This is a genomic window from Thermoactinomyces daqus (genome assembly GCF_000763315.1).
Classification (GTDB): domain Bacteria; phylum Bacillota; class Bacilli; order Thermoactinomycetales; family Thermoactinomycetaceae; genus Thermoactinomyces_A; species Thermoactinomyces_A daqus.
This window is the reverse complement of record NZ_JPST01000028.1, coordinates 73,935-87,928: the sequence shown is the minus strand read 5'-3', so window position 1 is coordinate 87,928 and position 13,994 is coordinate 73,935. Positions and strand designations below refer to the sequence as shown.

The 13,994-nt window shown below is 49.6% G+C and carries 13 protein-coding genes and 1 other annotated feature; of the genes, 10 read left to right on the top strand and 3 right to left on the bottom strand.

Translation table 11 applies throughout. The features are described 5' to 3' along the window. Positions 1–12: 12 nt before the first annotated feature. The 10 genes from JG50_RS18910 to JG50_RS0112545 all read left to right on the top strand — a co-directional run bounded on the left by JG50_RS18910 (position 13) and on the right by JG50_RS0112545 (position 9,914). A complete protein-coding gene (locus JG50_RS18910) occupies positions 13–699 on the top strand; it encodes a DUF2953 domain-containing protein (RefSeq protein WP_081943912.1) in 687 nt (228 codons plus the stop codon). Further along, positions 672–1,139 carry a GerW family sporulation protein gene (ytfJ, locus tag JG50_RS0112585; protein ID WP_033101462.1) on the top strand — a complete coding sequence of 156 codons (468 nt, stop codon included), beginning with the start codon at positions 672–674 and terminating at the stop codon, positions 1,137–1,139. The genes JG50_RS18910 and ytfJ overlap by 28 nt, the downstream gene beginning before the upstream one ends. A 110-nt stretch (positions 1,140–1,249) precedes the next feature. Beyond that, a complete protein-coding gene (locus tag JG50_RS0112580) occupies positions 1,250–2,395 on the top strand; it encodes a D-alanyl-D-alanine carboxypeptidase family protein (protein WP_052154287.1) in 1,146 nt (381 codons plus the stop codon). A gap of 3 nt (positions 2,396–2,398) precedes the next feature. Next, complete coding sequence (locus tag JG50_RS0112575) at positions 2,399–3,001, top strand: nucleoside recognition domain-containing protein (protein WP_033101461.1); 603 nt, start codon at positions 2,399–2,401, stop codon at positions 2,999–3,001. Between the two features lie 55 nt (positions 3,002–3,056). Continuing rightward, on the top strand, positions 3,057–3,596 hold the full coding sequence (locus tag JG50_RS0112570) for a spore maturation protein (protein ID WP_033101460.1): 540 nt from the start codon (positions 3,057–3,059) through the stop codon (positions 3,594–3,596). Positions 3,597–3,726: 130 nt separating this feature from the next. Next, a complete protein-coding gene (locus JG50_RS0112565; protein WP_033101459.1) occupies positions 3,727–4,443 on the top strand; it encodes a pseudouridine synthase in 717 nt (238 codons plus the stop codon). A 126-nt stretch (positions 4,444–4,569) separates the two neighbouring features. Beyond that, positions 4,570–6,147, top strand: a complete 1,578-nt coding sequence (locus JG50_RS0112560) for a cytochrome c biogenesis protein ResB (RefSeq protein ID WP_081943911.1) — start codon at positions 4,570–4,572, stop codon at positions 6,145–6,147. 13 nt (positions 6,148–6,160) lie between these two features. Beyond that, on the top strand, positions 6,161–7,363 hold the full coding sequence (gene ccsB / locus JG50_RS0112555; RefSeq protein ID WP_033101458.1) for a c-type cytochrome biogenesis protein CcsB: 1,203 nt from the start codon (positions 6,161–6,163) through the stop codon (positions 7,361–7,363). 32 nt (positions 7,364–7,395) lie between these two features. Continuing rightward, entirely contained in the window at positions 7,396–8,112 is a 717-nt protein-coding gene (locus tag JG50_RS0112550; protein ID WP_033101457.1) for a response regulator transcription factor, read from the top strand. Beyond that, entirely contained in the window at positions 8,109–9,914 is a 1,806-nt protein-coding gene (locus tag JG50_RS0112545; RefSeq protein WP_033101456.1) for an ATP-binding protein, read from the top strand. The genes JG50_RS0112550 and JG50_RS0112545 overlap by 4 nt, the downstream gene beginning before the upstream one ends. 14 nt (positions 9,915–9,928) lie before the next feature. Here the strand turns inward: JG50_RS0112545 and JG50_RS0112540 are convergent, their stop codons facing one another. The 3 genes from JG50_RS0112540 to JG50_RS0112530 form a co-directional block, all read right to left on the bottom strand. Continuing rightward, positions 9,929–10,627, bottom strand: a complete 699-nt coding sequence (locus tag JG50_RS0112540; RefSeq protein WP_033101455.1) for an SDR family oxidoreductase — start codon at positions 10,625–10,627, stop codon at positions 9,929–9,931. Positions 10,628–10,803: 176 nt separating this feature from the next. Beyond that, complete coding sequence (gene serA / locus JG50_RS0112535; protein WP_033101454.1) at positions 10,804–12,384, bottom strand: phosphoglycerate dehydrogenase; 1,581 nt, start codon at positions 12,382–12,384, stop codon at positions 10,804–10,806. Further along, positions 12,377–13,531, bottom strand: coding sequence for a pyridoxal-phosphate-dependent aminotransferase family protein (locus JG50_RS0112530; RefSeq protein WP_033101453.1), 1,155 nt, complete (start codon positions 13,529–13,531; stop codon positions 12,377–12,379). The genes serA and JG50_RS0112530 overlap by 8 nt, the downstream gene beginning before the upstream one ends. A 66-nt stretch (positions 13,532–13,597) precedes the next feature. Continuing rightward, positions 13,598–13,825: a binding site (T-box leader), on the bottom strand. Positions 13,826–13,994: the final 169 nt, after the last annotated feature.

Sequence of the window (13,994 nt, the reverse complement as noted above, 5' to 3'; positions counted from 1 at the left end):
ATATGGTAGGTGATGGGGTTGGTTCTGTTTCTCATCATGGCAGGAATTCTGGTTCTTCTTGTTGTTCTTATCTGGTTTACCAGCGTACGAATCGAAATTTTATATAAGCGCGAAAACAAAAATGACAGAGGTGAAATAAAGATTTCTGCCTTGGGGGGATTGGTGCGTTTCCGCGTGAATCTTCCGGAAGTGAAATGGACAGGCATGGATGAAGGGATGCAGGTGGAAGGAACGGTCAAAGGGCAGACGACCGCGGCCAAAATGGCGAAGGAAAAAGGAAAAGTGAAGCTGAACAGGCGGACGTTTCAACAGTTTCGTTTTTACTATCACGAATTTGTCGAGCGTTTTGACCAGTTTCATAAAACGATCCGCTGGTTTTTAAGCAAAGTCACCTTTGAAAAGCTGACATGGGTGACGAAAATCGGCACGGGTGATGCAGCGGAATCGGGCATTTTAACGGGGGTCGCATGGGGAATCAAAACCACGTTGATCGGTTTTTTCAGCCAGTATACCCGTTGGAGGGAAGCCCCGCAGTTAACGATTCACCCCGAATTTAATCGTGAGGTCTTGGAAACCTATTTTCACAGTATAATCCGATTCCGGGTTGGGCATGCTATCCTTGGTGCCAAACGTTTATTACTCCATATGCGGACAGGGAGGGAACGGACAACATGGCAGAACATCCAATTCAAAGCTTAATGCAGACAGCGATGGAAAACATCCGGGAAATGGTTGATGTGAATACGATTATCGGCGATCCGGTGGAGACGCAGGACGGCCATGTGATCATTCCCGTTTCAAAAGTGGGCTTTGGTTTTGCCGCCGGAGGCAGCGAGTTTAAAGGAGTCGAAGAAGACCGGGATGGCCGGGGGCACGGAGGCGGACAGGGAAAAGGCCAAAATGAGGATGACGCCGGCGTCAAATTCCCCTTTGGAGGCGGCAGCGGTGGAGGCGTTTCCATTACTCCGGTCGCTTTTATCGTCGTTGGTGAAAAAGGAGTCCGCCTGCTCAACATGGACGGTACCACCCATTTATATGACCGGATTATCGATTTGGCTCCATCCGTGTTTGAACAGATTAAAAATCTCGGGCGCAAGAAGAACCAGGGGCAAGAAAACGGGTATTCCCCGATGCAATAGGATTGGAAGAACGACACAGTCTTTTCAGGCAGTGTCGTTTTTTATTTGTATATTCTTGTCCCCCTTTTCATATATATGGGTACAAACCCAGACTGAAAGCGGGGTGAGTCATGTTGCTGAAACGGGTCGGATGCGGAATACTCCTCTTTATGTTGCTTTTAAACGGATCACCCGGGATCAAGCAAGCATGGGCTGAACAGGATTTAGCCCCCGGTGCCCAGGCAGCGATATTGTACGATGCCACTTCAGGGAGGATTCTTTATCAAAAAAATGCGGATAAAGAGATGCTGATCGCCAGTCTGACCAAAATCATGACAGCGATTATTGCCATCGAGAACGGGAAAATGAATGAACTCGTGACCGTCGGCCCCAATGCGGCGGGAGTGGAAGGCTCATCCATCTATCTGAAACAGGGGGAAAAAATCCCATTAAGCACCCTGCTTTACGGTCTCATGCTGCGATCGGGCAATGATGCCGCTGTAGCAATCGCCGAACATATTGGCGGTTCTCTTGAAGGGTTTGTTTATATGATGAATGAGAAAGCTGCTTATTTGGGGATGGTACACACTCATTTCGTCAATCCGCACGGTTTGGATATGCCGGGACATTACTCATCCGCCTGGGACTTGGCAATTTTAACCGCTTATGCTTTGAAAAACCCCATTTTTCAGGAGATTGTGAAGACAGAGGTCAAAACGGTTCCCTGGCCGGGTGAAAAATGGCATCGCAAGTTTTATAACAAAAACAAAATGCTCCGCTTTTACAAATGGGCTGATGGAGTGAAAACCGGTTATACCAAGAAAGCGCGCAGGACACTCGTTTCATCGGCAACGAAGGACGGACATCAGTTGATCACCGTCACCCTGAATGACGGGGATGATTGGAAAGATTCAATGAACATGCTGGAATACGGCTTTAACCATTACGATTTGCTGCCTGTGCTTGTCAAGGGACAGGATTTGCTCCGGAAGGAATATATGACAGAAGATGATCAGAAATTTCGCGTCGTCTCGGAAATTACATACCGATATCCGCTTACCGTGGATGAACGGAAAAAGATTACCGTGGAACCTGTGATCACGTATCCGCTCCATCTGGTGGAGCAAAATCGGATGCAGGTGGGAACTGCCCGTATATTCCTCGATGATCAGCTGATTGGTTCGGCTCCGTTAGTTGTTCAGTATACGAACGAGCCGTCAGTCTGGAATCGCTGGAAGGAAATGATGGGATATGTGTTTTTTCAGAGGTGGATTTGACCGATGATCAATTATATCTGGTTTTTCATGATTTTGAGCGGGGCGGTTGCGGCTGCGGTTCAAGGAAAACTCAATCTGGTTACGACTGCCGCATTAAAGGGGGCGGAAGAAGCGGTGGCCGTTTGTATCGGTTTGATCAGTATCCTTGTCTTCTGGATGGGCATGATGCGAATCGCCCAGGATGCCGGGCTGCTGGAGAAGTTGGCCAAGCTGTTAAAGCCGGTGGCATCGTTTTTGTTTCCCGGCGTTCCTCATAACCATCCGGCAATGGGGTACATCTTGTCCAACATGAGCGCCAATTTGTTCGGCCTTGGGAACGCGGCGACGCCGATGGGATTGAAAGCGATGGAGGAGCTGCAAAAGTTGAACCCTGATTCCAAGACTGCAACGCCGGCCATGTGCACGCTGCTCGCTCTGAATACATCGGGACTTACCTTAATTCCGACTACGGTGATCGGCATCCGGCTTAAATACGGGTCGGCTAATCCGACAGAGATCATCGGGCCCACGTTATTGGCCACCATCATTGCCACCACCATTGCCATTCTGCTGGATCGATATTATCGTAGCCGCACTTTTGATCAATACGGAAATTTAAAGAAATAAACGTTCATATTTTTTCGGCACATTCAACCAATGAGGGTTTGAGGGGGGGACAAACATGCTTCTGGATCTTATCAATTTTATTTCCAAAATGATGTTGCCGGCAATTCTGGTCTTTGTCCCCCTGTATGCCATTTTTCGCAAAGTTCCCATTTATGAAAGTTTCATCGAGGGGGCGAAGGAAGGATTTCCAACAGCCATTTCCATTATCCCGCATCTGGTGGGGATGATGGTGGCTGTGGCTGTTTTTCGCGATACGGGGGCGTTGCAATTTTATTTGCAATTCCTCACTCCTCTATTGGATTTCTTTCACATTCCGCATGAAGTGGTGCCGATTGGCATTTTGCGCCCCATTTCCGGAACCGGTTCGCTTGCCTTTGTCGAAAGTATTTTGCGAATCTACGGGCCTGATTCCTTTCTCGGAAAACTGGCTTCGACGATTCAGGGCAGTACGGATACCACCCTCTATGTGCTGACAGTGTATTTTGGAGCGGTTGGCATTAAGCGTACGCTGTATGCGTTAAAAGTGGGACTGTGGGCTGACCTGGCCGGGTTCTTGGCTTCCTGGATCATCTGCACCATCGTTTTCGCCCATTGACCGATTCGTTTTCCCGCTTTTCTTCGGTGGCCATGCCGCCGTTTTTTTTTGCCTTTGCAACAGAGAATGATGTGAAAAACTTGTGAAAACATGGGTAAACGGTTAAGATGTCATAGAGGTGACTGGATGCATGGAACGATTGCAAAAAGTGATGGCCCATGCCGGCGTGGCATCAAGGCGTCGCTGTGAAGAACTGATCACAGCGGGGCGGGTGAAAGTGAACGGCCGGATTGTGAAAGAACTCGGGATGAAAGTCGACCCGGAAACTGATCAAATCGAAGTGGACGGCCGGCCGCTCAGAAGGGAACAAAAAAGGACATTTCTTTTTTACAAACCGCTGCGGGTGATTACAAGTATGTATGATCCGCAGGGCAGGAAAACGATTGCCGATTTTTTCCGGGACATCAAGGAGCGGGTTTATCCCGTGGGCCGATTGGACTACGATACAGAAGGATTGCTTTTGGTCACAAATGACGGAACTCTCGCCAATCACTTGCTTCATCCCCGGTATGAAGTGGAAAAGGTGTATATTGCCACCGTTCAGGGGAAGCCGAGTCACTCCAAACTCGAGTTTTTGCGCCATGGGGTGGAATTGGAAGATGGGTTGACGGCACCTGCCAAGGTTCGTTTGCTGGAATCGGATGAGAAAAGTTCCAGGCTGGAGCTGGTGATCCATGAAGGCCGAAATCGCCAGGTGCGCCGGATGTGCGCGGCCATCGGACACCCGGTGGAAAAACTGATTCGCACGCGCATTGGATTTTTGGGGATCAACGGCCTTAAAAGGGGAGAATACCGGGAATTAAAGCCGTCAGAGATTCAGCGTTTGAAGAAAATGTTACAAATATGAGACGATATTTCAAACAATCTTCAAATTGACGGCCTGAGAGAATAAGAGGCAGCGTTATAATGAAGAATGGGGGGATAGAACCACAACCGTTATTGCGCTCACGGGTTCCGGGAGGAGAAATAAAAGATGATCGAGAACAGCAAATGTGAATGTGGACACAATAACCCCGTTGGTACCATTCTCTGTGAGTACTGCGGGAAACCGCTGGATGAGGAGTTAAAAGAGAAACAGACCATTGCCAAAGAGATGCGCTATGAAGGCAAAGCGCGCCGTTCTCAGACGCTCCCTGCTTCGCCTTTCGATATGGTCTGGAATTTTTTCTCCTCCGTAAAAGTAGCGGTGATTCTTATTTTGATCACGTTGGTGACGGCAGGAATCGGTTCCATCTATCCGCAGGAAAATCTGATTCCGGAGACAGACAGGTTGGGATATTATGAACAGCATTACGGATTTACCGGCAAGCTGTTTTATGTAACGGGTTTTTCCCATGTGTATGAAACATGGTGGTTTTTCCTTCTTGTGGCAATGATCGGAATATCCCTTGTCGTCTGCAGCCTGGACCGGGTTGTTCCTCTTTTTAAAGCGCTTAACAACCAACAAACGGTAAAAAGTACCGAATTTATTTCCAAACAGCGCATCAGGGACCAAAAAAACGTTCCGGCTGAAGAAAAAGAGGAGAAATTGCAACAAATCAGTGCTGCTCTGGAGAAAAAATTTTATCGCGTCCATCGGGATGGCGATTCCCTGCTGGCGGAAAAAGGCAGAATCAGCCGTTGGGGTCCCTACATCAATCATATTGGGTTAATCCTTTTTTTATTGGGGATTTTGCTGAGATACATACCGGGATGGTACCTCGATGAAACCATGTGGGTGCGTGAGGGCGAGATTAAACGAGTCCCCGAAACTCCCTACTATGTAAAGAATGAGCGTTTTTCCATTCAGTTTTACAATGGTACCCAGTCAGAGAATGAGGGGCCGATTGTAAAAAAATATGAAACGGATGCCGTCCTTTATAAGAAGAATGAAAAAAACGGGAAATTGATTCCCGTTAAAAAATCGCCGATTCTGGTAAACCATCCGTTGAAGTACGACGATCTGATGCTGTATCAGGCTGATTTCCAGATGGGGCTTCTCGACTCGATCAAGCTGAAGGTGACGGAGAAAAAAACAGGGAAACAGATGGGCACGTTTACGGTCGATTTATACAATCTCGATCCCAACCATGTCTACCATGTCGGCAATCTGGATGTAAGGGCGCTGGAATATTATCCTGACTTCGCCATGAAGGATAACCGGCCGATCACGAAATCCCAGGATCCAAACCGCCCTGCCTTTATTTTTGAAGTGAAGGAGAAAGGGCAACAAGAGGGAGAGAAATCATGGGTGATCGCCGGGGAAAATCTGGACAGCCTTACCAAACAAAACAAATATGCGATAGACCTGGCAGGACTTAATATGGTTAACCAAAGCGGCCTGTTGGTCCGTGTGGACAAGTGCCTTCCATTCCTGTTTGTTGGCGGATTTTTTACCATGATCGGGTTGGTGATGGGATTTTACTGGCAACACCGCCGCGTCTGGATTCGCTGGAAGGACGGAATCCTGTATGTTGGCGCCCATACCAACAAAAACTGGTACAGCCTGTTTCGGGAACTGAAGCAAATCGAGTCACTTTCGGAGTTTAGCTTGCAGCCTGTGAAGAAATAGGGGGAAGCGGCACATGGAAAAGCTGATGGAATATCTCCTGCTTTGCACATTTTTTCTTTATCTTCTTTCATCTGTTACGTTTGTCATGGGAATAGCTAAGGATAAAGATCAACAAAATGAAAAAAAGTTGCGCCGCTTTAGCAATCTGGCCGTCGGAATGGCGATCGTCGGCGTGATTTTTCAAACGCTGTTCATCATTACCCGTATCATTATCGGCGGGCATTTTCCCACCAGCAACATGTTTGAATTTACGGCCTTTTTATGTTACACCATAGTTATCGCCTTTGTCATTTTGTATTTTATCTACCGCTCTGCAGTGCTGGGAGCATTTGTCATGCCGCTGGCGGTGATTTTGCTCGCATATGCTTCCGTTTATCCGCGCGATGTACAGCCTCTCATTCCCGCGCTCCAAAGTTATTGGCTCTATATCCACGTTACTACAGCTGCCTTGGGGCAAGGGGCATTTGGTGTCGGTTTTGTGGCCGGACTGATTTACTTGATTAATAAAGTAGGTTTTAATAGAAAAGGGGCCAATGCGCTTTGGCTCGAAATCACATTAACCGTTGTGCTCATGTTTGTCTCGTTTAGTGTGACCAGCTTTGCTTTCGCTGCTGTTCATTATGATGCCAAACTGAGTCACATTGTCGACGGACAGCCGACGGTGGAAGAATATACGTTACCGCCTTTGGTCGGTCCGCACGACGGGAAAGTGATGAACATGGATTCTTTCCTGGGCCTGAAAAAACCTTTGTTTGAAGCGCCGGTCTGGATGAAAGGAAACAAGGCAGCGAGTAAGTTTAATTCCGTGATTTGGTCTGTGCTCAGCGGTTTGATTTTGTACGCGCTCATTCGCCTGTTTGCGCGTAAAAGCTTGCGGGAAATCCTGCATCCGCTTGTAAAAAACCTGAATCTCGATTTGGTCGACGAAATCAGTTATCGTTCAATTGCGATCGGGTTTCCCATCTTTACATTGGGAGCGCTCATTTTCGCCATGATCTGGGCACAGGAGGCCTGGGGCCATTTTTGGAGTTGGGATCCGAAAGAAGTATGGGCTCTGATTACATGGCTGTTCTACAGCGCCTACCTGCACTTGCGGCTCTCCAGAGGATGGCACGGGCTGAAATCCGCCTGGCTTGCAGTAGGCGGTTTTGTGATTATCATGATCAACCTGATCGCAATTAATTTGGTCATCTCGGGATTACATTCTTATGCGTAAATTTTTGGTGACAGCAGAGGTGAACAAGGAATATGGAAAAGCAATATCACATTCTGGTGGTGGATGATGAAGATCGCATCCGCCGCCTGCTAAGAATGTATCTGGAGAGGGAAGGATACCACATCGAAGAGGCGGAAAATGGGGAAAAGGCGCTGGAACTGGCTTTTGAGAACAACTATGATCTCATTCTGCTCGATTTGATGCTTCCGGGGATGGATGGATTGGAGGTTTGTGCGGAAATTCGGAAGAAGAAAGCCACCCCGATCATCATGTTGACGGCGAGAGGGGAGGAGACCAACCGGGTCGAGGGGTTTGAGGCAGGGACCGATGATTATGTGGTGAAACCGTTCAGCCCGCGCGAATTGGTGCACCGGGTCAAGGCGGTGTTGCGCCGGACGTCGGCTACGGCGTTTTTGACGACGGATACGGAAACCCATAATGTGATTGTTTTCCCTGAACTCACGATTGACCACGATGCCCATGAAGTAAAAGCAGGCGGCCGGAAAATCCAATTGACGCCCAAAGAATATGAGCTGCTGTACTATCTGGCCAAATCGCCGGATAAAGTATTCACCAGGGAACAACTTCTTCGTGATGTGTGGCATTATGAGTTTTTCGGCGATTTGCGCACAGTTGATACCCATGTGAAACGTCTGCGCGAAAAACTCAACCGGGCTTCCGCCAAGGCTGCGAAAATGATCACAACAGTCTGGGGAGTCGGGTATAAGTTAGAGGTGCCAAAAGAGTGATTTTACGAAGTGTTGTGGGAAAGCTTTGGCTGACCATCATCGTGTTGGTATCCATGGTATTGGTGCTTCTCAGTTTGTTTTTGAGCGAGCAGGTGGAAAATACGTATGGGAAGGATCAGTTAAAGAGCCTGGAAAACCTGGCGACGGAAATTCAGTCCAATCTGACAAAAACGGTTCCTGACCATACCCAGTATTTGAATAACGTTTTAAAAGTGTCCGAACTGTTCCATACATATATCGTATTGCTGGACCCGAGCGGAGCGGTGAGTCCGGTTGGCGTTTCGCCAAAGGTGCCGGATGTTCCATGGCAAGAGGTTTTGAAAAAAGAGGACATTCAAAAAGTGCTTCACGGCGAGCGTGTTTTCAAAAGGGGAAAAATCACGCTAGAGAAAGATCCGACGGACTTCAGTCTGTTTAAAAATGATATCCTGCTGGTCGCTGTTCCCTATATCAAGGATGGCAAAACGACGGGTGCGATTGTCCTGTATCAAACGCAGGAGCAATTGAGCGAAACGGATATCAAACGCTGGATTTTTTACTCGGCTCTGATCGGCATCGCCCTGACCACTGTTTTTGCATTCTTCTTGTCCACGCGCATTTCCCAGCCGCTGATCCAGATTAAAAAAGCGGCGGAAAAAATGGCTCGCGGGGAATTCTTCATCAGGGTGCCGGTGCGGTATCACGAACGGGATGAAGTGGCGGAACTGGCCTTGACATTTAATTGCATGGCATCGCAACTGGAAGATTCGATTCATCAGCTGTCCCAGGAAAAAGAGCAATTGTTCAGTATTCTCCGCAGCATGACGGACGGTGTCTTGACCATTAACCGTTATGGAAAAATTATTTTGAGCAACCCGGTTGCCGGACGTTTTCTGTCCACGTGGAAGGGACAGATTAAAGAGAACACACTTCCTCCTCCCATGCAAGTGTTTTTTGACAAGGTGATCGAAGACAACAAAGAGCATACAGGGGATATAACCGAGCAGGGGAGAACATGGGTCGTGGTCATGTCCCCTCTCTATTACCGGGATCAGGTGCGCGGAGTGGTCGCAGTGCTGCGCGATGTGACGGAAGAGCGCCGGCTGGAGAAAATGCGCAAGGATTTTGTTGCAAATGTGTCGCACGAACTCCGCACACCGCTGGCGATGTTGCAGGGCTACAGCGAAGCACTGATGGATGACATCGCGGAAACACCGGAAGAGCGCCGCGAGATCGCTCAGGTGATTAACGAGGAGTCCCAGCGGATGGGACGGCTGGTGCGGGAATTGCTTGATTTGGCGCGCATGGAGGCCGGCCATATTCAAATCGTGCCAACCGAACGTTCCCTGTATGATTTTGTGCAGCGGATCATTCGCAAATTCCAGGCACTTGCCAGGGAGAAACAGGTTCATCTCTCCGCGAAGATTGAAGAGAATTTGCCTTGCATCTATTGGGATGGGGATAAAATTGAACAGGTGTTGACGAACCTGATTGACAATGCGATCCGCCATACCCCGCCGGAAGGATCTGTCTGTGTCCATGTCTATGAGCAGGACGGGATGATCCATTTGGATGTGGAGGATACGGGTTCCGGAATTCCCGAGGAAGATTTGCCGTTTGTCTTTGAACGTTTTTACAAAGCGGATAAAGCACGCACCCGCGGACAATCGGGCGGCACTGGATTGGGCTTGTCGATTGTCAAGCATTTGGTCAATGCTCATGGAGGGAATGTTTCCGTTAAAAGCCAATTGGGCGTAGGAACGGTCTTCATGGTGGAATTGCCGGTGCGGGTGAAGGTGGAGGAAGAAGTAAGCCTGGCATAGCGCCAGGCATTTTTTTATTTCTGGTATTCGCGTGGAACAAGGGGTCTCATTCTCACCTGATTGATGATCACCCCTTTTGGAGCGGAAACGATCGTCCAAACCGTTTCAGCCACTTGTTCGGCTTCAAGCGCATAATCTTTGTGGCGGCCGAACTCCGTTTTGATGGATCCGGGACATACTGTGGATACCTTTACCTGGTGCGGCTTTAGTTCCAAGGTGAGTGCATCGGACAGGGCCATCAACCCGAATTTGGAAGCGCAATATCCAGCCCCGCCCGCAAAGCTCTCCGTTCCGGCAATACTGGAAATATTAACGATATGGCCTTCAGTTTCCTTTAAATGGGGGATGGCATATTTACAAGCCAGAAAGGCTCCCTTCAGATTGACGGCCATCATTTGATCCCAATCGTCTTCCGATAGATCTTCCACTTTGCCGAAGCGGCCGATGCCGGCGTTGTTGACCAAAATGTCCAGGCGTCCAAAGCGTTCTCGGGTAAAATCGATCAATGCTTTGACCTCTGTCGCCCGGGTCACGTCACATGGAAAGGAGACGATTTTCTGCGACTCTTCTTGTTGAAGTTGCTCCAGTTTTTCCTTGCTGCGCGCAGCGGCGACAACCAGAGCTCCGCCTCGGGCCAGACGTGTGGCAATCGCCCTGCCCAACCCTTTGCTCGCTCCGGTTACAATTGCGACTTTTCCACTTAAACTGCTCAAATGGATACCCTCCTTTTATCTGTGAAAGTGCTTTGCAGGTTGAGCGTGATGCCCCCTGTTTTCTCGCGTTCCTGCTGGTGCGCTTTCGATTTTTCATACAGGTTGTGCGGGAAAGACGGAAGCTTTCCGCACAGGAAGAAGCAGAGGAACGGGGTTCCCCTGCTTTTACACTTATATTATAGATCAATTTCGATCAGAGACTGAATTTCTTTTAATTCCTGAAGAGATGCAATCAGCGATTGGGGCAGTGGTTTATCAATTCGCAAGACCATGATTGCCTGGCCGCCGATCGCCTGACGTCCCACCTGCATGGTGGCAATGTTGATATCATGGCTGCCGAGGAGTGTGCCGACACGGCCGATTGCCCCGGGCTGATCACGATGCTGGACAAAGACCAGGTGACCCTGCGGTGTCACATCAACCGGATAGTCGTCGATCTTGGTGATTCGCGACCCGAAGCCGTTCAGCAGGGTACCCGCAACGCTGCGAATATCCGTTGCCGTCACTACTTCCACTTTGATCAATTGGGTAAAGCCGTGGGTGTTTGCCGTTTTTTGCTCGACGACTTGAATGCCGCGCTGTTTGGCCAGGTGAGGTGCATTGACGTAGTTTACATCGGTTAAGTGGTGTGACAGAACCCCTTTTAAAATGGTACGGGTAAGGGGGGCCACTTCCAATTCGGCCACTTCTCCGGAATATGTAACCGTAATTTTCGTCAATGCCCCGCTGGCCACTTGGGAAATAAATTTGCCGAGTTTTTCGGCCAATTCCTGGTACGGCGCCAGCTTTTGTTGCAGTTCGGCCGGGATGGAAGGAAGATTCACCGCATTTTTAAACGGTTCGCCGCGCAGGATATGCAAAACTTCCTCGCACACGTCTACCGCCACGTTTTCTTGTGCTTCCAGAGTGGATGCTCCCAGGTGGGGAGTCGCAATCACTTGCGGAAGGGAAAAGAGAGGGTGCTCACCCGGTGGTTCGTTTTCAAATACATCCAGCGCCGCTCCGGCCACTTTCCCCGATTGAATGGCGTCGTAAAGCGCTTCTTCGTCGATGATTCCTCCGCGTGCACAGTTAAGGATGCGAACGCCGTCCTTCATCAGAGAGAAGGTTTCTTTATTGATCAAATGCCGGGTTTCCTTGGTCAGAGGGGTGTGCACCGTAATGAAATCCCCCGCTGCAATCGCTTCTTCAAATGTAGCTTTTTTTACCCCGATTTTGGCGGCGCGCTCGTCTGACAGATAAGGATCGAAGGCGACGACATTCATGCGGAACGCTTTGGCCCGTTTGGCCAGTTCTGTGCCGATCCGGCCCAGTCCGATGATGCTTAACGTTTTTTGGTTCAGTTCCACGCCGACAAAATTTTTCCGGTTCCATTCTCCGCTGATCACAGAGCGATAAGCCTGCGGGATATTGCGCGCCAAGGCAATCAGCATGGCAAAGGTGTGTTCGGCTGTGGAGATGGTGTTGCCGTCGGGGGCATTGACGACGATAATCCCCTTTTTGGTGGCAGCCGGAACGTCGATATTATCGACACCGACCCCTGCACGGGCGATCACTTTCAACCTGCTTGCTTTTTCGATCAGCTCTGCCGTCACTTTGGTTTGGCTTCGCACCAATAAGGCATCAGCGGTTTCGATGGCAGAAAACAGTTCTTCACCGGTCAGACCCGGTTTTCTTTTCACTTCCACATCTTCTGCTTCCAGCAGTTGATAAATTCCCTGTTCGCTGAGCGGATCCGTTATCAAAACTTTATACATGAAGCATCACCTCTTGTGCCGCTTTTACACCGCTGCCGAGCTCAACCGGGACGCCTGTTTTGATGAGGGCGATCTCCAGAGCTGACAGCACGGTCAAGATATCCAGTTCATCACAATATCCCATGTGGCCGATGCGAAAGATTTTTCCCTTAAGATGCTGTTGTCCGCCGGCGACGCCGACCCCGAGTGCCCGCAATTCTTTTCGGAGCGTTTCTGCTTCCCACTTCTCACGGCCGCCGTAAACGGATGTGACGGTGGGAGAAGCGTCGGCATCGGAGGTCATCAGTTCAAGACCGAGGGCTTTGATTCCCGCCCGGGTCATGGTTTTCAATCGCTCGTGGCGGGCAAAGACCCGGGGCAATCCCTCTTCTTCCAGCATGGCAAGAGCCTCTGCCAAACCGTAGAGAAGGGAAAGCGCCGGCGTATAGGGAGTAGTTTCTTTTTCCAAATTCTTACGGTAGGCGAGCAGATCCAAATAAAAGCGCGGGGTCGGATTTTGTTCAATCTGTTTCCATGCGCGTTGGCTGACTGCCGCAAAGGCGAGGCCGGGCGGGAGCATCAGTGCTTTTTGCGAACCGGTGACCATGATATCGATGCCCCATTCGTCCATCTTGCAGGGAACGGCGCCGAGGCAGCTGACACCGTCGGCAATCACCAGCGCATCAGAGTGTTCACGAACGGATTGGGCCAACTCCCGGACCGGATTTAAGACGCCGGTAGATGTTTCGCAATAGGTGAAAAAGACAGCTTTGGCCGCAGGATGTTGCCGGAGGAACGAGGCCAACAGATCCGGATCGCAGGCTTTCCCCCAAGGCAGATCCAAGCGGTGCAAGGTAATTCCATACTTTTGCACGATTTTGGCAAACCGGTCTCCGAAAGCGCCGGTCACCACGACAACCGCTTCTTCTCCCGGTGAGACGGTATTCACGACGGCGGCTTCCAAAGCGCCGGTTCCGCTGCTGCTGAGGAGAAGAGGATCAGTCTTGGTGCCGAAAACCAGTTTTAATTTGGCAGAGCATTCCAAATAGAGTGAAGAAGCTTCACCGCTTCGATGACCGATCATCGGTTTTTGCATCGCCTGCATCACACGCGCCGGAACCGGTGTCGGGCCGGGAATGCGCAAATGGAATTTGTCGGAAAAGGACATGATTCTTACCCCCTTCAATGAGATCAAAATAAAAAGAACCTCACGCCCATACCAATCCCAATGGATCGGAGGGACGAGAGGTTCGTGGTGCCACCCTCATTTGTTGCCGGTTCACACCGACAACCTTGGCAAGTCCAGGATCAGGACTCATGGATAACGGGTCTGCCGTGCCAGCCTACTTCAAATTCAACCAGCCGCTCCGGAGTGCTCCACATCCGAAAACTTGCCGATTCGCAGCAACCATCGGCTCTCTGGGAAGTTTTCCGTGATGTTTGGCTCCATCATCGTTTTTCTACTCTGAAATTTGATAATTAATTTAGCACGGTAATGTATTTGTGTCAACCTGAAATTTTGAAAAAGAAGGGCAAGATTCGCTTCCTTGCAGAGGGGCCACCGGTTGAAAATTTTGTGTTAAGATATAGGTTGCCTTCAATTGAAAAAACGGAACGGAACACCTGAGGGA

What these genes read in the sequence shown, in the direction of transcription:
- JG50_RS0112580 (WP_052154287.1), top strand. Translation starts at nt 1,250, where the DNA reads ATGTTGCTGAAACGGGTCGGATGCGGAATACTCCTCTTTATGTTGCTT.
- JG50_RS0112530 (WP_033101453.1), bottom strand. Translation starts at nt 13,531, where the DNA reads ATGTCCTTTTCCGACAAATTCCATTTGCGCATTCCCGGCCCGACACCG.
- JG50_RS0112575 (WP_033101461.1), top strand. Translation starts at nt 2,399, where the DNA reads ATGATCAATTATATCTGGTTTTTCATGATTTTGAGCGGGGCGGTTGCG.
- serA (WP_033101454.1), bottom strand. Translation starts at nt 12,384, where the DNA reads ATGTATAAAGTTTTGATAACGGATCCGCTCAGCGAACAGGGAATTTAT.
- ccsB (WP_033101458.1), top strand. Translation starts at nt 6,161, where the DNA reads ATGGAAAAGCTGATGGAATATCTCCTGCTTTGCACATTTTTTCTTTAT.
- JG50_RS0112565 (WP_033101459.1), top strand. Translation starts at nt 3,727, where the DNA reads ATGGAACGATTGCAAAAAGTGATGGCCCATGCCGGCGTGGCATCAAGG.
- JG50_RS0112560 (WP_081943911.1), top strand. Translation starts at nt 4,570, where the DNA reads ATGATCGAGAACAGCAAATGTGAATGTGGACACAATAACCCCGTTGGT.
- ytfJ (WP_033101462.1), top strand. Translation starts at nt 672, where the DNA reads ATGGCAGAACATCCAATTCAAAGCTTAATGCAGACAGCGATGGAAAAC.
- JG50_RS0112570 (WP_033101460.1), top strand. Translation starts at nt 3,057, where the DNA reads ATGCTTCTGGATCTTATCAATTTTATTTCCAAAATGATGTTGCCGGCA.
- JG50_RS18910 (WP_081943912.1), top strand. Translation starts at nt 13, where the DNA reads ATGGGGTTGGTTCTGTTTCTCATCATGGCAGGAATTCTGGTTCTTCTT.
- JG50_RS0112550 (WP_033101457.1), top strand. Translation starts at nt 7,396, where the DNA reads ATGGAAAAGCAATATCACATTCTGGTGGTGGATGATGAAGATCGCATC.